At 67.3% G+C, this 19,901-nt stretch carries 15 protein-coding genes; 6 read left to right on the top strand and 9 right to left on the bottom strand.

Annotated features, from left to right (window positions below; all coding sequences use genetic code 11):
- Positions 1-18 precede the first annotated feature (18 nt).
- Entirely contained in the window at positions 19-1,284 is a 1,266-nt protein-coding gene (locus MRBLWH7_RS13865) for a sigma-70 family RNA polymerase sigma factor (protein ID WP_341995423.1), read from the top strand.
- Here the strand turns inward: MRBLWH7_RS13865 and MRBLWH7_RS13860 are convergent.
- The 9 genes from MRBLWH7_RS13860 to rpmH all read right to left on the bottom strand — a co-directional run bounded on the left by MRBLWH7_RS13860 (position 1,279) and on the right by rpmH (position 12,478).
- Positions 1,279-2,268, bottom strand: a complete 990-nt coding sequence (locus MRBLWH7_RS13860; protein WP_341995421.1) for a ParB/RepB/Spo0J family partition protein — start codon at positions 2,266-2,268, stop codon at positions 1,279-1,281. The genes MRBLWH7_RS13865 and MRBLWH7_RS13860 overlap by 6 nt on opposite strands.
- Complete coding sequence (locus MRBLWH7_RS13855) at positions 2,268-3,191, bottom strand: AAA family ATPase (protein ID WP_342002056.1); 924 nt, start codon at positions 3,189-3,191, stop codon at positions 2,268-2,270. Before MRBLWH7_RS13855 ends, MRBLWH7_RS13860 begins: the two co-directional genes overlap by 1 nt.
- 2,416 nt (positions 3,192-5,607) lie before the next feature.
- Positions 5,608-6,597: an IS481 family transposase gene (locus MRBLWH7_RS13850; RefSeq protein WP_341995420.1), complete on the bottom strand. Its 990-nt coding sequence runs from the start codon at positions 6,595-6,597 to the stop codon at positions 5,608-5,610.
- Positions 6,598-9,258: 2,661 nt separating this feature from the next.
- Positions 9,259-9,882: a 16S rRNA (guanine(527)-N(7))-methyltransferase RsmG gene (rsmG, locus tag MRBLWH7_RS13845; RefSeq protein WP_341995418.1), complete on the bottom strand. Its 624-nt coding sequence runs from the start codon at positions 9,880-9,882 to the stop codon at positions 9,259-9,261.
- A gap of 47 nt (positions 9,883-9,929) precedes the next feature.
- Positions 9,930-10,448 (bottom strand): R3H domain-containing nucleic acid-binding protein, encoded by a 519-nt coding sequence (locus MRBLWH7_RS13840; RefSeq protein ID WP_341995416.1) that lies wholly within the window; start codon positions 10,446-10,448, stop codon positions 9,930-9,932.
- 35 nt (positions 10,449-10,483) lie between these two features.
- On the bottom strand, positions 10,484-11,635 hold the full coding sequence (gene yidC, locus MRBLWH7_RS13835; RefSeq protein ID WP_341995414.1) for a membrane protein insertase YidC: 1,152 nt from the start codon (positions 11,633-11,635) through the stop codon (positions 10,484-10,486).
- An 8-nt stretch (positions 11,636-11,643) separates the two neighbouring features.
- Positions 11,644-12,000: a membrane protein insertion efficiency factor YidD gene (gene yidD / locus MRBLWH7_RS13830; protein ID WP_181911772.1), complete on the bottom strand. Its 357-nt coding sequence runs from the start codon at positions 11,998-12,000 to the stop codon at positions 11,644-11,646.
- The gene (rnpA, locus tag MRBLWH7_RS13825) at positions 11,997-12,332 is read right to left on the bottom strand and encodes a ribonuclease P protein component (RefSeq protein ID WP_341995411.1); all 336 of its coding nucleotides are present in this window, start codon (positions 12,330-12,332) and stop codon (positions 11,997-11,999) included. Before rnpA ends, yidD begins: the two co-directional genes overlap by 4 nt.
- A gap of 8 nt (positions 12,333-12,340) precedes the next feature.
- Positions 12,341-12,478: a 50S ribosomal protein L34 gene (rpmH, locus tag MRBLWH7_RS13820; RefSeq protein WP_005054680.1), complete on the bottom strand. Its 138-nt coding sequence runs from the start codon at positions 12,476-12,478 to the stop codon at positions 12,341-12,343.
- Between the two features lie 310 nt (positions 12,479-12,788).
- Between rpmH and dnaA the strand changes: the two genes are divergently transcribed.
- From dnaA to gyrB, 5 genes are all read left to right on the top strand, one after another.
- The gene (gene dnaA, locus MRBLWH7_RS13815) at positions 12,789-14,237 is read left to right on the top strand and encodes a chromosomal replication initiator protein DnaA (protein WP_341995399.1); all 1,449 of its coding nucleotides are present in this window, start codon (positions 12,789-12,791) and stop codon (positions 14,235-14,237) included.
- Positions 14,238-14,716: 479 nt separating this feature from the next.
- A complete protein-coding gene (dnaN, locus tag MRBLWH7_RS13810) occupies positions 14,717-15,871 on the top strand; it encodes a DNA polymerase III subunit beta (protein ID WP_341995398.1) in 1,155 nt (384 codons plus the stop codon).
- Positions 15,872-15,923: 52 nt separating this feature from the next.
- Positions 15,924-17,138 carry a DNA replication/repair protein RecF gene (gene recF / locus MRBLWH7_RS13805; RefSeq protein ID WP_341995397.1) on the top strand — a complete coding sequence of 405 codons (1,215 nt, stop codon included), beginning with the start codon at positions 15,924-15,926 and terminating at the stop codon, positions 17,136-17,138.
- Positions 17,131-17,691: a DciA family protein gene (locus tag MRBLWH7_RS13800; RefSeq protein WP_341995395.1), complete on the top strand. Its 561-nt coding sequence runs from the start codon at positions 17,131-17,133 to the stop codon at positions 17,689-17,691. Before recF ends, MRBLWH7_RS13800 begins: the two co-directional genes overlap by 8 nt.
- 121 nt (positions 17,692-17,812) lie before the next feature.
- Positions 17,813-19,855, top strand: a complete 2,043-nt coding sequence (gene gyrB, locus MRBLWH7_RS13795; RefSeq protein ID WP_341995392.1) for a DNA topoisomerase (ATP-hydrolyzing) subunit B — start codon at positions 17,813-17,815, stop codon at positions 19,853-19,855.
- Positions 19,856-19,901: the final 46 nt, after the last annotated feature.

Here is a 19,901-nt window from a genome sequence, read left to right as displayed (position 1 = left end):
CCCGTTTACGCTGACAGCATGACCCCCGACGACGCTGGCCACGCGCGCCGTGCGGTCGAGGCCGTATGGCGCGACGAGTCCGCGCGCATCGTCTCGGCGCTGGCTCGGCACACTGGCGACTTCGCCTGGGCCGAGGATCTTGCCCAGGAGGCGCTCGTCGAGGCCATCGCCGCATGGCCGGGCAGCGGCATCCCTGACAATCCCGGAGCATGGCTCATGTCGGTGGCCAAGCGGCGCGCGATCGACGGGTGGCGGCGACGCGAACGGATGTCTCAGCGCGAGCCGCTCTTCGTGTCAGAGGCCCTCGCGATCGAGGCGATCGACTCGGTGCCCGACGACGCCGACCCCGACCGCATCGACGACGACGTGCTGCGTCTCGTCTTCGTCGCGTGCCACCCCGTGCTTCCCGCGCAGGCGCGTCTCGCCCTGACGCTGCGCACCGTGGCGGGCCTCACCACCGAGCAGATCGCGCGGGCGCTGCTCATGACGGTGCCGACCGTGCAGCAGCGGATCGTCCGGGCCAAGCGGACACTCGCTGCGGAAGGCGTGCCTTTCGAGGTGCCCGGCCGCGCCGAGCGCCCGGCGCGGCTCGCGAGCGTGCTGCAGGTGATCTACCTGCTCTTCACCGAGGGATACTCGGCCGCAGAGGGGGAGGGGCTCATTCGTCCCGACGTCGCTCGCGAGGCGGTGCGGCTCGGTCGGCAGCTCGTCGCGCTCATGCCACGCGAGCCCGAGATCTGGTCGCTCATCGCGCTCATGGAGTTCCAGACGTCGCGCTTCGCGGCGCGCATCGATGCCGAGGGTCTGCCGCTCACCCTCGAAGATCAGGATCGCCGCCGATGGGATCGCTCCGCGATCACCCGAGGCAGCGACGCGATGAGACGAGCGGATGCCTCGACCCGCGGGCTCGGCTACTACGGCCTGCAGGCCGCGATCGCGCAATGCCATGCGGTGGCCCCCACGTTCGCCGAGACGGACTGGGAGCAGATCCTCCGGCTCTACGACGCTCTGGAGTCGCTCGCGCCGTCGGCCGTCGTGCGCCTCAATCGCGCCGTCGCGCTCTCCATGGCCCGCGGCCCTGAGCCCGCTCTCGCCGTGGTGGACGCGCTCGCACCCGAATTGTCGGGCTTCCGCCCGTTGCCCGCGGTCCGTGCGGAGCTTCTGGAGCGCCTCGGACGAGCGGATGCTGCGGCCGCGGAGTTCCTCGCGGCCGCAGCGCTGCCGGGCAACGCGGCCGAGGCCGAGGCCCTGCGCCGGCGCGCCGAGGCACTCCGGCCGCTATGAGGCCTCGAGGGCTCCGTACTCCGTCTCACCGAGCTCAGCGAGGATCCGGTTGAGGTCCTGAATCGTAGCGAAGTCAATGCTGATCTGGCCTTTTCGGGCGGTCAGCGAGATCTTCACACGTGTGTTGAGCCGGTCTCCCAGGCGTCCCGCGACATCGTCCAGGTGTGCCCGGCGCGAACCCGCCTGCGGCTTCGTCGAACGGGTGGGGGAGGCATCCGGAAGCTTCGCCGCCGCCTCCGCGGCACGGACCGAGAGATCCTCGTTGACGATCTTGTCGGCGAATCGCTGCATCGCCGCCGCGTCTTCGAGCGACAGGATCGCACGGGCGTGCCCGGCAGTGAGCACCCCCGCGGCCACCCGCTGCTGCACCGGCATCGGGAGCTTGAGCAGGCGGATCGTGTTGCTGATCTGCGGACGCGAGCGGCCGATGCGGGTGGCGAGCTCTTCCTGCGTGATGCCGAAGTCCTCGAGCAGCTGCTGGTACGCAGAGGCCTCTTCCAGGGGGTTCAGCTCCGAGCGGTGCAGGTTCTCGAGGAGGGCATCGCGGAGCAGGTGCTCGTCGGCGGTGTCGCGCACGATCGCGGGGATCGAGGTGAGGCCCGCCTCGCGGGCGGCGCGGGTACGCCGCTCACCCATGATGAGCTCGTAGTCGCCCTTCTCGTTGAGCCGGACCACGACGGGCTGCAGGACGCCGAACTCACGGACACTGTGAACGAGTTCTGCGAAGTGCTCGGGGTCGAAGTTCGTACGCGGCTGACGCGGGTTCGGCACGATGTCGTGCGGGTCGATGTGCGCCAGTCGGGCACCGGGCACCTCGACGAGGTCGTCGTGTCCGTCGGGCTCGACGACCTCGACGGACGGCTCCGCTTCGGCCACGGCGACCGCACGAGGGAAGAAGACATCGGCCGGACGCTCATCGGCCTGCTCGCTGGTCGGGATCAGTGCGCCGATTCCGCGGCCGAGTCCTGTGCGCTTCGCTGCCATCACGCGCCCCTTTCATTCGAGGCGCTGTCGCGCCGGATCATCTCGACAGCCGCTTCGCGGTATGCGATGGCACCGGCCGACTGTCCATCGTAAGCGAGGACGGACTGCCCGAAACTCGGCGCCTCCGAGACGCGCACGGACCGCGGGATGATCGTGTCGAGCACTTCGGTGGGGAAGTGGGCACGCACCTCGTCGGCGACCTGCTGCGCGAGTCTCGTTCGCCCGTCGTACATCGTCAGCATGATGGTCGACAGCTCCAGGCGCGGGTTCAGGTGCTTCTGGATCATCCGCACCGTCCCGAGGAGCTGACTCAGGCCTTCGAGCGCGTAGTACTCGCACTGGATGGGGATCAGAAGCTCGCTCGCGGCGGTGAACGCGTTGATGGTGAGCAGTCCGAGCGACGGCGGACAGTCGATGAGGATGAAGTCGAGCTCTCCGGCGTTCGTGGTGAGGTACTCGTCGACGGCGACACGCAGGCGGTGCTCGCGGGCGACCTGTGACACCAGCTCGATCTCGGCGCCGGCGAGGTGGATGGTGCTCGGCGCGCACAGCAGGTTGGGCGACTCGGGGCTCACTTGGATGATGTCCGCGAGGGGGAACTCGTCGATGAGCACGTCGTACACGCTCGGCGTGTCAGCGGTGTGCGGCACTCCCAGCGCCGTCGATGCGTTGCCCTGCGGGTCGAGGTCGATCACGAGCACCTTGGCACCGCGCTCAGCCAGGGCAGCAGCCAGGTTGACGGTCGTGGTCGTCTTGCCCACGCCGCCCTTCTGGTTCGAGACGGTGAGTACTCGAGTGCGCCCGGTGAGTTCGACGTCGGCCTCTTCGAGGGCTTTGCGACGGGCGGAGAGGTCTGCGAGCTCCCGCGCGATGGGCGAGTCGTCTTCGTCCTGCGCGAGCGCTGCGCCGTCTTGCTGCACGATGGGGGATTCCTCTTCCTGCGTGACGGTGTCACCCTCGGGCGGTGCGGTGTCTTGGGGGGATTCAGCGTACTCATCCGATGCGACATCGCCGTCGGAGTCCGGCGATTCGTCCTCGTCGCCCTGGGCCGAGGGCTCCTCGGAAAGGACCCCTTCGTCGGGACTGGAGCCTTCGCTGTTCGAGGTGGTCTCGCCGTCGCTGGTGTCCTCGTCAGTGGAGGTGTCCTCCGTTGCGGAAGACTCCGGCGTCCAGACGGTCGGCGGCTCATCGGACGAGAAGGATGCCTGAGCCTCGATCTCGTCGGGTTGTTTCACGTGAAACTCTCCCCCGTGCCCGAGCCGCTCAACATCGTCTTCCACCCTATCCCGCCTTCCCCCCATCCCTAGCCGTCGGAGCCACTTATTCATGCGTTCCCTACTGTTCCGCGTGGATGATCCACCCTTCCTAGTCAACCTCGGGCGACCCGATCGGGCACGCCAACCCGCCGCCTGAAGACGAAGCGGACCCATGCGGATTTGTGCCGGTACCCGCGAACCAACGAGTAATCGGGGTGCTGGTTCTTGCGGGCGCCCCTGGGCGACACGTCCGTGGCGAGGGCGATCTGCGTCCTCCCCGACTCCGCCCGACCCGTCGCCCCCGAAGACGCCTTCGTCCCGACAGAGGACCAGGTCGGAGGATCAGCATCCTGAGCGACGGCGGCGGGAGTGAGAGAACTGCCCGACGCACCGCCCTCCCGGCATCGGGCGGGGGACGCGCTGCAGGGGATTGACCTGCCCGTGTTTCACGTGAAACGTCCGGTGTGGGAGGCGCGAACTGCGGCACGCGCACCGACTTCGCTTTCACACGTCGTGCCGGCATCTGTTCGGAGTTTCACGTGAAACGCCATCCTCGATTCCACCGGCTTCACGCCACCGCAGGCTGCGTCTCCGGCCCCGCACCACTTCGCTCACTCGCGCCTCGCGGTCCGCGCGAACCCGGCAGCCGACTCCCCACTTCCGCCGAACGAGGCGCCGGAGTGTGCCGGGGAGCCCCACACCCCAGCCCGCGGCACGTGCATCACGTGGAGCAGACTGCTTTGCCCTTCCAATCCGTGACGCCGACTCGCGTCCGAGCGCTCGTTATTCCGCGACCGGTCCGCTCCCGCGATGCGCCTCCCCCTCCACGGCCACACAGGGCATCTCGACATGGAGATGAGGGTCCGCTCGACGCATCCTTGTCGCCTCGGTGCTGGGGCGGGACGTTGTCGGCCGCCGTCCTCCGGACGTCGCCGGCCAAGCGCAACACGTGTGCCGAGCGAGTGATTGTGCTGCTGAGCCGCCATCGGCCCGACGGTGTCGTTCACATCGTCACCGCCGTCGTGCCCGCGAGGTGGAAGCTCGTTTGCTCGATCCACTGGGTGGGTAGCTGGCGGCCTGACCAACGGTGCCGGGCGCGGGAGTTGTGCTGCTCACAAGATGCAGACCCAGTCGAGGCCGGCGCATCTCGTAGGCAGGCGCGGTCGCTGCGGCGTATACGTGGCATGGCGTACGATCGCCCTGCCGCCGCGGGATCGACGTTGCCAGCCGCGTCCGCCGGCCACGGCGCACATCGACCGTCCCGAAAAAGGTGATCGCCCGAGAGAAGATGAGCTCGTTTCACGTGAAACATCGGCGGGGGGCGAGCACCCCGGTCATCTACGGATCCCTAGCGAGCGCACACCGTCGGTGCGCAGTCAACAGTCAGATGCGCCGCGGTATATCGAAACGGCCGCTCCTGTAGATGCGACATCGCTCGAGCAACTTCCATTGTGTCTCACGTTCCACCGGAACCCACTGGGGCTGTCCAGGAACCCGTCGCGGCACTGTGCGAGGACGGCAGGCCCGCGTCCGGCGACGCATCCCCGAAGCGGGGAACGTTCGACTCCTGCGCCGACCAATCAACCAGGTCTCGCCCGTTTCACGTGAAACGGAGCCCCGTTCGGCGATGTACGCCAGCCGCACGACGTGTGCCAACGAGACCATGCCGGTGCACGCGGACATGCGGCCATGCGGCCACCGCACCACGCAACCCACCGCCCCTGCTCGCCAACGCCGGCGTGTCTCACGGTGACGCGACCTGGAGCAGCCGACGTTGCGTAGCACCCCACCCGACTCGGAGCGCGCGTGATCGACGCCAGCCGGGCGATCACGAGCGCGGGACGGCGCCGCCCAACCGGCCTGTCGCACCAGTCGCTAGCGCCAGCCACGTCTTCGATGTTTCACGTGAAACGGAACTGTTGGACGTGCGACACGCGTCACTGCACTCCGCTGCCAACGCCTCGCTACACCTAGGCGCAAGTCGCACGTTCGACGGGACACACCTGCCCCGCTTCGCAGCACCCGTTCCGCCACTCGTCGCGCCCTCGCCGGCAGAAGCGCGTGCACCTGAGGAGACCCGAACCTAGCTGTGATGTCCAGGCAGGTTGTTGATCCTGCTGATGGGTGGGGCTCCGATTGCGGAGTGTCGCCTGTGGTGATTGTAGAAGTGGATCCAGCCGGGCAGGGCGTCGCGGCGTTCGGTCTCTGACGGGTAGAACTTCGCGTAGGCCCATCCGTCGGCCAGCGTGCGGTGGAAGCGCTCGATCTTGCCGTTGGTCTGCGGGCGGTACGGGCGGGTGCGCTTGTGTCTGATGCCGAGGTCGGCGCAGGCGTCTCGCCAGGCAAGGGACCGGTAGCAGGAGCCGTTGTCGGAAAGGACGCGCTCGACGGTCACGCCGTGATCGGCGAAGAACGCGATCGCGCGGGTGAGGACGCCGACGGCAGTCTCGGCTCGCTCGTCGTCGTGCTCTTCGACATAAGCCACCCGCGAGTTGTCGTCGACGACGGTGTGGAAGAACCCGGTGCCGGTCCTCGGCTTGTGGTCCTTGCCGCGCGGCAGTCCTGGCGTCTCGAGCTTGTTCCGGGCGCCCTGCTGCCGTCCGACGAACCGGTGCCCGCCGCCGTCGGGGATGCGACCGAACTTGGTGACATCGACGTGGATCAGTGCGCCGGGATGGTCGTGCTCATAACGGCGGATCGGCTCCCCGGTGACCCGGTCGATCGCGGAGAGGCGGTTGAGGCCGCAACGCACCAGAACCGCGTGAACGGTCGACGGAGCCAGACCGAGCTCACCGGCGATCTGGACCGGGCCCAGCCGACGCCGCCAGCGGGCCTTCACGATCTTCTTCACAACCGGCGACGGCGTCTTCGCAGGCATCGAGCGGGGGCGGCTCGACCGATCCGACATCCCCGCCGGCCCCTCGGATCGGAATCTGGCCGCCCACTTCCGGGCTGTCACGGTCGAGACCATGAACATCTTCGCTGCCACCTGCAGTGGCCACCCCTCGTCGACGATAAGGCGCGCGAGGCGCAGTCGGGCACGGGGAGTCAGAGCAGCGTTAGCGCGGGACACGAGGGCCTCCTGCGTTCGTGAAGCGGTTGAACTAGACAGCTCCACTTCACAACCGGGAGGCCTTCGCTACTCAGCTACTCCGGGCGTGTCCCGAAACAACGTCCCTGGACATCACACCTAGCCGAGGCCACGAGATCACGCTGCACCCTCAACAGGGGAGTGGGGAATCGGCCTCGACGAGGAGGTCGGTCCAGCCCGAGCTGGTCAAGCCGGTGGGCTGTCAGGCACGGTCCGCGCCGTGTACTGACCACGGCCCCCGGGGCACCGCCCGCGCCACGGGCTCCCGTCGCGGAGACCTCTGCGACATGCGGATCGGCGATGGCATCCCACCCGGGTGTGGACCTTCCGCCCGGAACTGGCGAGCCGGCGGCGAGCCGGTCGATCATCGCTGAGAGCAGGGACAGCTGGCCCACGTTTCACGTGAAACATGCGGGTTCTCGCGCCGATGGTGAAGGTCGACCGCCTCCTCGACCCTCTCGGCATTCCCGGGGCCTCGGGCGGGCGAAGCCAACCGTCCTCTCGTGACGGGCGGCATCGGATTCCAAGATGTCGAGAGCTGAAAGAGGATGGCCATGCGGCCCGATCCAATTGTCGTCGTTCACTGTCCACTCTGACACTTCGCCCCGCATGGAGTTGAGGATCGCGCCGGCGATCAGACTGACCCTGGTCGGGTTCCTGCGCTGGGCTTCAGCTCGAAGCCGCTTCCTGGGGATGACGTCCTCCGTTCGTCGACCATCGGTGCGGCAGGCGGCAATGCTTCAGCCGGCATAGACGGCCGCTCAGGTACAGGGAGCAGGACCACCGCCGTGATCGGGCATCGACCTCCGTCGACCGGCGCAATCAACCGCCCGTCAATCGGGGCCCACGACATCACCGTGTGCTTCACGGTGTTTCACGTGAAACGGACTCACATATCCGCGGGTTCAGGAAACTCTTGGCCGCCGTGCGCCGCCAGTCGAGACAGCCCCACGCGCGAAGATGTCGTCCCGGCATCGGGCGATGCCGGATCCCGCGCTGCGGTCCTGCGCGCCCCGATCAGCCATGGGAGCGGGCGACCTGCACCAGCGCGGGAATGTCACCGACAACCGAGCGTGCAAACGGCCACGCGGATTGCCCCGCAACGAGCAGCGGAGAGCGATAGACGAGGCGAGTTCGCCGGCACGGCTGGGTGCGGTGCGAAGCGCCGGGCAGTCCGGGCGTTGCCCAAGTGAGCCCGATCTGCGCCGCAGCGCGACGGACTTCTTTCCGTCCGCATCCAGGGGTGATGCGTGTTCCGGCTCAGATGCAACCGCGAGGCCGAGTCAACGTCTGGTTCGGGGGCAGTGCTGAGGCGAGCCGTTCTAGACTCCACCGTCTCGGCTCACATGCACGTGGGGCGACCCCCGATGGAGTTCCATCACACGAACGGATCTGCAGACGTCGTCATGACCAGCGGGCGTGAGCGATCGACCGCTCGAGCAATCGCTAGTGTTTCCCGCGCGAGGTAGGGAAGGGATCGATGAACGAGATGGGTATAGTGCGCGCCGGAGGGCCCGGCCACCCCGATCCCAGTCTGATCTGCCGACCGACAGGCCCGCAACACGCGAACGGCACCGACTTGGCGTCCTACGCGGTCGTCCACCCGCACGGCGGCGGTAGACGCGTCAAATCAAGGAGCTAGGGCATACCGTTTCACGTGAAACACCGTGACTGCGGATCCGAAACGCCCGACCAGCTCGTGCTGGGCGTCACCTGGCTCAGAACTCGCAGCCTGAAGGCCCGCAGCGGCTCGCGATGCGTGCTCTCGTCTGCGCCGCGCGCCCACACCCGGGAAGACCCCGCTTTCGCTGTAGCGGCGGCAGTCAGCGGTGATGCGAAAGACCCGATGTTCCCATTCGCGATGAGCGGCATGTCCCACGCTTCACCATCCAGGCTCGCGGAGACGCGATTCACCCCGAGCCCTTCCGTTCCCACCGCTACGTGTCATCGCCAGCACCGGTCGCCTTGTTCCCGGCGAGGAGGACTCACGCGTGTACGCGACTCTGGCCTCGGCTCGAGCAGTCGATCGCGGCTCCTCCATCGGATACCCGTTGAATCGAACAGGCGGATGCGGAGAAGCGCCTTCGCAGGGGAGCACTCGACCCGCCGGCGACTCTACCGCGGGGGCTCGGTGGGGAACGGCGGCGACGTCCGCTGGCGAAGCCGGGCAAGGACGGATAGCCTCCGCGCCTTGCGCCGGCGGCTGCTGAGGCCGCGAAGCCGGCAGCGAGAACGCGGTGAGGACGGCGAACACGGCCCATGCGTGGACACGCGAGTCGCCGCGCTTGTTCGAGGGACCCCATCGAGAATGGACGCAGCTCCGTTTCACGTGAAACATGCCGGCTCCATCGCCCTGGCTTGATCCGCACGGACCCGCGTTCACAGCCAAGCCGCCATACACGGCATGCAGGGCAACGTACAAAGGTCCGTAGTTACTCATCGGGGGAGTGCTCAAGACGCCTCCAGCTCGCGCAGCGCTGCCAGCAGCCCGCGGTTCACCTCAACGTGCGCGGCCGCAAAGTCCACGGTGAACGCCGATCCACTCCGCCAGATCTCGCGACGACCGCATCCCCGGTCACCCGGCACCAAGCCCGATCGGGAGCCGGATCACCCGTGCGTGGGCGGCCTCACGGACTGGCGGCTTCAGCGGACGGTGGCTCGGATCACCCGTGACGGTTCGGGGAGCAGACCGTCGCCGACGATCTCGACGCGCGCGTTCGTCACCTTGAACCTGCGGAGCTGCTTCTCTGCTGCCTCGATCTCATTGGTGGCACTCGTCCCCTTGAGAAGGATGAGCTCACCGCCGTCGCGGACCAGGGGAGCGGTGATCGGCACCAAGGTGCGAAGAGCACTGACGGCCCGCGCAGTCACCGCGTCGAGAACGGGGCCACGCTTCCAGTCCTCAGCCCGCGCGCGAAGCACCTCGACGTTGTCGAGCTCGAGGGACTCGACCTGCTCCGAGAGCCACGCCACACGGCGTTCCATCGGCTCGATCAGCACCCACTCGACGTCGGGACGAGCGATGGCGAGCACGAGCCCGGGAAGACCGGCACCCGAGCCCACATCTCCGACCCGGCCGGAAAACAGGGGAGCGATGACCGCGCTGTTCAGGATGTGACGCGACCACAGGCGCGGCGGCTCGAGGGGTCCGATCAGACCGCGCTCTTCACCGTGTCGGCCGAGCGCGTCGGCGAACTTCCGCGCGACCTCGATGCGGTCGCCGAAGATCTCGGCGGCTGCCGCGGGTTCCTGCTCGATCTCGATCATCGATACTTCGACAAGCTCAGCACAGTGTTTCACGCGAAACGCGCGGCTCAGCCGCGACGGATCACCGTGTGACGGTCGGCGCCCTCGCCGTAGGACTCGGAGACGAAGCCACGCTCAGCCACGATGTCGTGGACGACCTTGCGCTCGTAGCTCGACATCGCGGGCAGGGACGCCTGAGAGGCGCCGTCATCCAGACGGGCGATCGCGCGGTCGACGAGAGCGGTCAGCTCGCTCTGGCGCGCGTCGCGCGAGCCGCCGATGTCGAGGATCAGGCGGGAGAAGCGGCCGGTGCGGTTCTGCACCGCGATGCGGGTGAGCTCCTGGAGCGCCTGAACGGTGTCGGGCGCCGCGATCAGGGCGACCGATCCGCCGGAGGGTGCCTCGACCGAGACGTAGGCGCGGCCGGCGCGCACGTCGAGATCGAGGTCGCCGTCGATGTCGGCGATGTCGAGCAGGCCTTCGATGAAGTCGGCGGCGACGTCGCCTTCCTCCTCGAGCTGGGCGACGGTCGCGGGGACCCGCTCGTCGCGCGCGTCGACAGGGGCGTACTCAGGGGACGTGGTCATGGCGTGATCCTCGGTGTGGCGTCGGTCGGGTGCGGTCAGGAAGCGGAGCCGGCGCCGGCGCCGGACGCACTGGGGTCTGTCCCACCGGAGACCTGCCCGCCCTGCTTCTGCCCGGACCCGGGCTGCTTCTGTCCCTGCTTCTTCGCACGCTGCTTGCTCACCGGCTGCTGACGCTTCGGCGCTGCGGCCTTGGCGCGCTCGGCCTCTTCGTACAGGCGCTGCTGCTCGGCAACGTACTTCTCCATCGGGACGACCTTGCCGGACGCGTCGATCGCCTTGCCCTTCTTCGCGAGGCGCTCCTCGCGTGCCTTCGCGGCGTCGGAGCCGGGCGTCGGCATCTCACGGATGACGAGGAACTGCTGGCCCATCGTCCACAGATTCGACACGAACCAGTAGATGACGACACCGAGGGGGAAGAAGACGCCGGAGAAGATGAAGCCCAGCGGAAGGATGTACAGCATGATCTTCTGCATCTGGTACGCCTGGCCGGTCTTGGCCTCAGGCGACAGGTTCTTCGAGATGATCTGCAGCTGGGTGAAGAACTGCGACGCGATCATGAGCACGACGAGCACGACGAGGATGATGATCGCCGGTGTGTTGCCGGTGTTCACGGCGTCGATGAGCGTCTCGTGCAGAGAAGCGACGCCGAACAGTTTGGCGTTGTAGAACTCGGCTGTCAGGGTCGCGTTGAGCAGACCCACTCCGCCCGTGCCGGCGTCGTAGTGCTTGGTGACGTCATTGAGCACACTGAACAGCGCGAAGAAGACGGGCATCTGCACCAGGAGCGGCAGGCAGCTCGAGACCGGCGTCGTGCCGTGCTTCTTGTAGAGCGCCATCGTCTCGCGGCTCATCGCCTCGCGAGAGAGCTGATCCTTCTTGCCCTTGTACTTCTCCTGAACTTTCCGCAGTTCAGGAGCGATTTCCATCATCTTGCGCTGGCTCTTGATCTGCCGCACGAACAGCGGAATCATCGCCGAACGCACGACGATCACCAGACCGATGATCGCCAGCACCCACGTGATGCCGTCTGCCGGCGGAAGCCCGATCGCGGTGAACAGCCAGTGCCAGAAGACGAGTACCGCCTCGACCGCCCACTTGAGCGGCCAGAGGATGATCCCGAAGAGATCGAATCCGCCGTTCGTCGCCGGAGCGGACGGCGACGAGGCGAGGGCTGACAAGAGATCCATGCGGAGGATCAGTCCTTTCCGGTGGGGGCAGGCACGACGAACCCGTGGCGGGTCAGCGCGTGCCGGAAGTTCTTGCGGGGCGGCACGTCATCGACGCCGCCGGCCGCCCAGGGGTGGCACCGCGCGATCCGCGCCGCAGTCAGCGCCGAACCGACGACGGCCCCGTGCTGCTGCACTGCGCCGACGGCGTACGCCGAGCATGACGGGTAGTACTTGCAGACGTCGCCGTAGGTGTGCGAGATCGTGGCGCGGTAGCCGTGCAGCAGTGCGAGCACCGCGTTGCGGGGGAGCAGAGGGATGCTGCGCAGGGAATCGGATGCCGAGAACTCGGCGTCTCCGAACGCGTAGGCGGGAAGAACGCTCATACGGCCCTCCGCGCAAGACATTTCACGACGTCGCTGCGCAGATCATCGAAAGAAGCGGATGCCGAACTGGGAAGTGCGCGGATGACGACCTCGCTGCCCGGCGCGACCGCTTCGATCGACTCGAAGCACAGCGCCTTGAGCCGGCGTCGGACGGTGTTGCGCACGACCGCGCCACCGACCTGCTTGCTCACGATGAAACCGAACCGCGCCGGACCATCGGTCACGACGCGGTTCACGTAGGTGATGGTGTGCGCTCCGGCACACCGACGACCCCGACGGACGACGGCCTTGTACTCCGATCCGCGGGTGAGTCGGTTCGGCCTCGCGAGCACCGCTCGGGTCAGGCCGAGAGCTCGGTGCGCCCCTTGGCGCGGCGAGCCGAAAGGATGCTGCGGCCGGCGCGCGTGCGCATGCGGGCGCGGAAGCCGTGCTTCTTGGCGCGGCGACGGTTGTTGGGCTGGAAGGTGCGCTTGCTCATAGGGACTGCTTCCGATCAGGTGTCACCGGGACGCTCGAGACCGGGGACGTGTGTACAGGGGCGACTGCCACGAAGGCATAAGTCAACCGATTAAGGCTACGTCGAGATGCCCGAGAACTCAAACCGAGCACAGAACGTGTCATTATGCACCGGCGATGCTACCGACCCTGGCACCGACACGCAGGCCGGTTCTACAGTGGAGTTTGCTCACGCGACGCCTCCTGACTAGCGTGGCTCCGGCAGTTATCCACAGGCCTGGGACCGACGTTTCCGCGGCCTCCGGTGGAATCATCAACAACCCGGGGGGGCCATGACACCGCACGAAGTTCCAGATGTACCGGTCTGGACGGCCGTCCTGGACGAACTCGTGCGAGACGATCGCATCACCCCGCAGCTGCACGGCTTCATCAGTCTGGCCGTTCCGCAGGGTGTCATGGGCGGAACGCTCTATCTCGACGTTCCCAACGATCTGACCGCGGCCCAGTTCACCAAGCGCATGCGCGCGCCGATCCTGGAGGCGCTCACGCGCGTCGCCCAGGACGTCCAGGACCCCGCGTCGAACTTCCGCGTCGTGGTCAACCCGGATCTCGCCGACGTGCATCTCACTGCGCCGATCCCGGTCCAGTCGGTCGCGGCACCCGTCGCGCCGCCGATCGGACTCCAGACCACGCCCGTCGGACGCCCGCCGCTCGACGACACGGGGGACGCAGCATCCGTCTCGCGCAGCGATACGCGACTGAACCCGAAGTACACGTTCGACAACTTCGTCATCGGGCAGTCCAACCGGTTCGCCCATGCCGCGGCGGTCGCTGTCGCCGAGGCGCCGGCGAAGGCGTACAACCCGCTCTTCATCTACGGGGACTCGGGTCTCGGCAAGACGCACCTTCTTCACGCGATCGGCGACTACGCGCTGAGTCTCTATGCCGGTATCCGCGTGCGTTACGTGTCGAGCGAGGAGTTCACCAACGACTTCATCAACTCGATCGCCAACAACCGCGGCTCGGCGTTCCAGGCCCGATACCGGGATGTCGACATCCTGCTGATCGACGACATCCAGTTCCTCCAAGGCCGGGCCGAGACGCAGGAAGCCTTCTTCCACACGTTCAACCAGCTGCACGACCACGACAAGCAGGTCGTGATCACGAGCGATGTGCCCCCCAAGCACCTCACCGGCTTCGAAGACCGCATGCGCAGCCGCTTCGAATGGGGGCTCATCACCGATGTGCAGGCGCCCGACCTCGAGACGCGCATCGCGATCCTCCGCAAGAAGGCGCAGTCCGAGCGGCTCCACATCCCCGACGAGGTGATGGAGTACATCGCGACCGTGGTCTCGAGCAACATCCGCGAGCTCGAGGGCGCCCTCATCCGTGTCTCGGCGTTCGCGAGCCTCAACCGCTCGACGCTCGACATGTCGCTGGCCCAGACCGTGCTGCGTGACATCGTCGACCAGGACGACGCCAACGTCATCTCGCCGACCGACATCATCACAGCGACCGCGGCCTACTTCAAGCTCACCGTCGACGACCTCTACGGGTCGAGCCGGTCGCAATCCGTCGCGACCGCCCGTCAGATCGCGATGTACCTGTGTCGTGAGCGCACGAGCCTGTCACTGCCCAAGATCGGGCAGCTGTTCGGCAACCGCGACCACACGACCGTGATGTACGCGTACAAGAAGATCAGCGAGCTCATGAAGGAGCGCCGGTCGATCTACAACCAGGTGACCGAGATCACCGCTCAGCTCGGCCGCAACGGTCGCTGAATCCTCCCCTACACCCCTCGAGGGGCCCGTGCGTGACGACGCGCGGGCCCCTCGGTGTATATGCCTGAAGAAGTTCTTGACACGCGCGGAGAGCAGGGCCATCATTTCGGTTCTTCACAGTGTGGAAAACCTGTGGATAACTCTCCCAAGCTGCGGAAACCGCTGTGAACGAGCGGGGGAGACCTGTGGATGGATTGCGGAATCCACAGTTCTTGTCATTCGTCTTTCCGACCGCTCTCCGGAGCGTCTCCACAACTCACACGTGTGTGGTTTCCGTCTCCCGACTGATGAGGCGACAGTTGTCCACAGTTTCCACAGCCGTTAACACCATGACAAGAAATCTTTGAGATGAACCCCGTCCGATCACCTTGGCGGTGGACAGGTCCCGACACCGGAAGCGGACTGGCAATCTCCGAGGCTGGCACTAGCATGAGAACCCCGAGCCCGCAGTCGAAGGGCCCGCTGCAGAGGGAGCGTTCGTGAAGTTCCACGTCAATCGCGATGTGTTCAGCGAAGCCGTATCGTTCGTCGTCAAACTCCTGCCGCAGCGCAACCCTCAGCCGATCCTCGCCGGCGTGCTGATCGAGGCATCCGCTGAAGGTCTCTCGCTCGCCGCTTTCGACTACGAAGCATCCGCGCGCACCACGATCGAGGCCACCGTCGATGAACCGGGCACGATCCTCGTCCACGGCCGGCTGCTCTCCGACATCGCCAGCCGTCTGCCCAACGCGCCGATCCAGATCGAGGTCGACGAGGACGGCGGCATCCTGCTCACGTGCGGCTCGGCCCGGTTCACCCTGGCATCCATGCCCGTGCAGGAGTACCCCGCGATCCCCGAGGTCACCGGCGACTCCGGGCTCGTGCCTTCCGAGGACTTCGCCACCGCCATCGCGCAGGTCGCCTTCGCCGCGTCGCGCGACGACGTCACCCCCGTGCTCACAGGCGTGCAGCTCGAGGTCTCGGGAACCAGCCTCAGCCTCGTCGCCACCGACCGCTACCGTGTCGCGCTCCGCGAGATCCCGTGGGACGGCGGCTCCACTGCGAGCGACGAGTCGACCACGGCTCTCGTTCCCGCTCGCACCCTCACCGAGGTGGGCAAGACGTTCGCACACGGCGGCGACATCTCGATCGCGTTCTCGGGTTCTGGCGATCGCGAGATCATCGCCTTCACCGCGGGCAACAAGACCGTGACGTCACTGCTCATCAAGGGCAACTTCCCCCCGGTGCGGCGCCTGTTCCCCGAGCAGACCGAGCACCACGCCGTCGTCAACACCGCCGAGCTCGCCGAGGCCGTGCGCCGTGTGTCGCTCGTGCTGGACCGCTCGGCTCCGCTGCGGTTCACCTTCACGACCGACAGCGTGTCGATGGATGCCTCGGGCACCGAGCAGGCTCGCGCCACCGAGTCCGTCGACGCGACGCTGCTGGGCGGCGACGAGGTCACGCTGGGTCTCAACCCCCAGTACCTGCTCGAGTCGCTCGGTGCGGTGAAGAGCGAATTCGTGCGGATCACGTTCACCTCGAGTGAGAACGCGAACAAGCTCAGCCCCGTGCTCATCACGCCGCAGACCTCGGTGGACCGCGCCGGTTCGGACTCGTTCCGCTACCTGCTGCAGCCGAACCTGCTGCTGCGCTGACAGGTCCGGCGCTGACCAGAGGTTCGTCGGAGCCGGTCATTAGGCTTGTCCGGTGATCGTGGAGCACCTGAGTCTCGTCGACTTCCGCAACTATGCGGCCGCCGACGTCGAGCTCGGCCCCGGTCCGAACGTCTTCGTCGGCCGCAACGGCCAGGGCAAGACGAATCTGGCCGAGGCCATCGGCTTCTTCGCGACGCTGGGCTCGCACCGGGTCTCGAACGACGCACCCATGGTGCGGGACGGAGCCGATGCCGCGATCATCCGCGCTCGATTGGCCCACGGCGAGCGTCGCGTGCAACTCGAGGCGCAGGTGAACCGGCAGGGCTCCAACAAGGCCCGGGTCAACGGCGCAGCGGTCAAGCCGGCGGAACTCCCTCGCTACGCGCAGGTCGTGCTCTTCGCGCCGGAGGACCTGCAGATCGTGCGCGGCGATCCGTCCGCGCGCCGCCGGTTCGCAGATCAGCTCCTGGTCCAGCGTGCTCCGCGCATGGCGGGCGTGATCGCGGACTACGACCGCGTGCTCAAGCAGCGCACCGCGCTGCTGAAGTCCGCGAAGGCCCGCGGCATCCGCGGCGACGCCCTGTCGACCCTCGACGTGTGGGACGACAAGCTCGTCTCGCTCGGCACGCAGCTCATCGCCGCGCGCCTCGCCCTCGCCACTGATCTGGCGACCCCCCTCGCGGCCGCGTACACCGCGATCGCCGGCGCCGACCACAACCCCGAGATCGAGTGGGCGCTCTCGGTCGCCGGGGCAGACACCGGCGAAGACGGCGACAGCGGTTCGGGTCATCCCGCGGCCGCCGGGCCGACCGTGGAGGCAGGACGGACGGATGCCTCGACCACCCGCATCGCGGAGCTCTTCCGTCTGGCGCTCGCGGCGAAGCGCACGTCCGAGCTCGAGCGCGGCCTCACGCTGGTGGGACCGCACCGCGACGACCTGCTCCTGCGGATCCGCGGTCTTCCGGTGAAGGGGTACGCGTCCCACGGCGAGTCCTGGTCCGTCGCGCTGTCGCTCCGGCTGGCTTCGGCCGAACTCCTTCGTGCGGATTCGCGCCTCGGCGACCCTGTCCTCATCCTCGACGACGTCTTCGCCGAGCTCGACACCGATCGCCGCGCCCGCCTGGCGCACCTCGCCGCCGATTACGAGCAGGTCGTGGTGACCGCCGCGGTCGAGGGCGACGTGCCCGGAGAGCTCCGCGCCCGGATGGTGCGCGTCGAGGGCGGCCGCATCCTCGGCCCCGTCGAGTCGGAGGACACGGATGGCTGACGCTTCGACAGGCTCGGGGACCGAGCAGCCGCGGGACGCAGCATCCGTGCCCGCGAAGCCTGCTCCCCTCGATCGCACGACCGTCCCGGAGACGATCTCGACCTACCTGCGTCTGCGCGGACTGGAGCCCTCCGCCCGGTCGTACCGCAAGCGCCGCCGCCGCACCGAGGACGACGAGAACATCCCCTTCGCGCCGGGGCGCGACCCGCGCGGCGTGGGCGACGTGCTGGCAGACCTCACCCGCGAGGCAGGCTGGGACCCTCAGCTCGCACGGGAGGACGTGGTGCGCGCATGGGATCAGGTGGCCGGCGAGGACACCGCGAAGCACACCCGGCCGGTCGCGTTCTCGGATGGGACGCTCACCATCCAGGCCGACTCGACGGCATGGGCGAAGCAGCTCCAGCTGATGCGCGCGCAGATCCTCTCCGAGATCGTCCGGCGGTACCCAGAGGCGGGGGTCGACGCGGTCCGCTTCATCGGGCCGGACGTCCCCTCCTGGAAATGGGGTCCCAGAACGATTCCAGGGCGGGGTCCGCGCGATACCTACGGATAAGTCACGTCAGGAGGCATCCAGGCGAATTTCATCCTCTTACAGGGGCGTAGAGCGCTGTGATCGGGCCGTTACCCGATAGACTGTCAGGGCCCGTGTCGAAGGATTTGGAGCCCTCGCGAAGATGACGTCTGACAACCCCGATAACGTTTCCGAGGAACCCGAAACGCCCACCCAGGCTCCCAACGGATCACCCAGCGACTACGGGGCAGACGCCATCCAGGTGCTCGAGGGCCTCGAAGCCGTCCGCAAGCGCCCTGGCATGTACATCGGCTCGACCGGTGAGCGCGGCCTCCACCACCTGGTTTACGAGATCGTCGACAACTCCGTCGACGAGGCCCTCGCCGGCTTCTGCGACACGATCAACGTCACGATCCTGCCCGACGGCGGCATCCGCTGTGTCGACAACGGCCGAGGCATCCCGGTCGACATCCATCGCACCGAGGGCAAGTCGACCGTCGAGGTCGTGCTGACCGTGCTGCACGCCGGCGGCAAGTTCGGCGGGGGCGGGTACGCGGTCTCAGGGGGCCTGCACGGCGTGGGCTCGTCGGTCGTGAATGCGCTCTCGACGCGCCTCGAGGTCGAGGTCAAGCGCCAGGGTCACGTCTGGCGTCAGTCCTACCGCGACGGCGGGCAGCCGCAGGCGCCCCTCGCGAAGGGCGAGCCGACCGACGAGACCGGAACGATCATCCAGTTCTGGCCCGACGACACCATCTTCGAGTCGGTGAACTTCGACTACGACACGCTGCGCACACGCTTCCAGCAGACGGCGTTCCTCAACAAGGGGCTGCGCATCACGCTCTCCGACGAGCGCCCCGAGTCCACGTATGTGACGGATGCCGAGGGCGGAGGCTCCGAGGAGCGCCAGCCGTTCGACGACTTCCACTACGAGCGGGGACTCGTCGACTACGTCGAGTACCTCAACAAGGTGCGTCACGCCGACGTCGTGAACGAGGAGATCATTGAGATCGAGTCGGAGGACACCGTCCGACACATCTCGCTCGAGCTCGCGATGCAGTGGACGTCGAGTTACACCGAGAACGTCTTCACCTTCGCGAACACGATCAACACGCACGAGGGCGGCACTCACGAGGAGGGCTTCCGCGCGGCGCTGACCACGCGCATCAACACCTACGCACGCGACAAGAACCTCCTCAAGGAGAAGGACGACAACCTCACCGGCGACGACATCCGCGAGGGTCTCACCGCCGTCATCTCGGTCAAGCTCTCCGAGCCGCAGTTCGAGGGGCAGACCAAGACGAAGCTCGGCAACACCGAGGCGAAGGCCTTCGTGCAGAAGGTCGTCGGCGATCAGCTCGCCGACTGGCTCGACCGCAATCCCGGGGAGGCCAAGCGCGTCATCACCAAGGCGATCGACGCGGCGACCGCCCGCATGGCGGCTCGAAAGGCACGCGAGACGGCCCGCCGCAAGAGCGTCTTCGAGTCGGCCGCGATGCCCGACAAGCTGAAGGACTGCACCAGCAAAGACCCGTCGATCAGCGAGATCTTCCTCGTCGAGGGCGACTCGGCCGGCGGCTCGGCGGTGCAGGGCCGCGACCCGCACACCCAGGCGATCCTGGCCCTGCGCGGCAAGATCCTCAACGTCGAGCGCGCGCGCCTCGACAAGGCGCTAGGCAACCGCGAGGTTCAGGCCATGATCCAGGCCTTCGGCACGGGCATCGGCGAGGACTTCGACATCGACAAGGCGCGGTACCACAAGATCGTGCTGATGGCGGATGCCGACGTCGACGGCCAGCACATCACCACGCTGCTGCTCACCATGCTGTTCCGCTACATGCGGGGACTCATCGAGGCCGGCTTCGTCTACCTCGCGATGCCGCCGCTGTACCGCCTCAAGTGGACCAACTCCGCGCACGAGTACGTCTACTCCGACAAGGAGCGCGACGCGCTGCTCGCCGACGGCCTCGCGAACGGCAAGCGGATCCCGAAGGAGGGCATCCAGCGCTACAAGGGTCTCGGCGAGATGAACGCCAAGGAGCTGTGGGAGACCACGATGGACCACAGCACGCGGACGCTGCGCCAGGTGACCATCGACGACGCGGCTGCTGCGGACGAGATCTTCTCGGTCCTGATGGGCGAGGACGTCGAGTCGCGCCGCACGTTCATCCAGCGCAACGCCAAGGACGTCCGCTTCCTCGACATATAAGCACAGGCGAGCGCAGCGAGCTGCCCCTGGTCGTTGAGCGAGCGCA

Source organism: Microbacterium sp. LWH7-1.2 (assembly GCF_038397755.1).
Taxonomy (GTDB): Bacteria; Actinomycetota; Actinomycetes; order Actinomycetales; family Microbacteriaceae; genus Microbacterium.
Note: the sequence above shows the minus strand (reverse complement) of the source record. Positions and strands in the feature narration are given on the sequence as shown.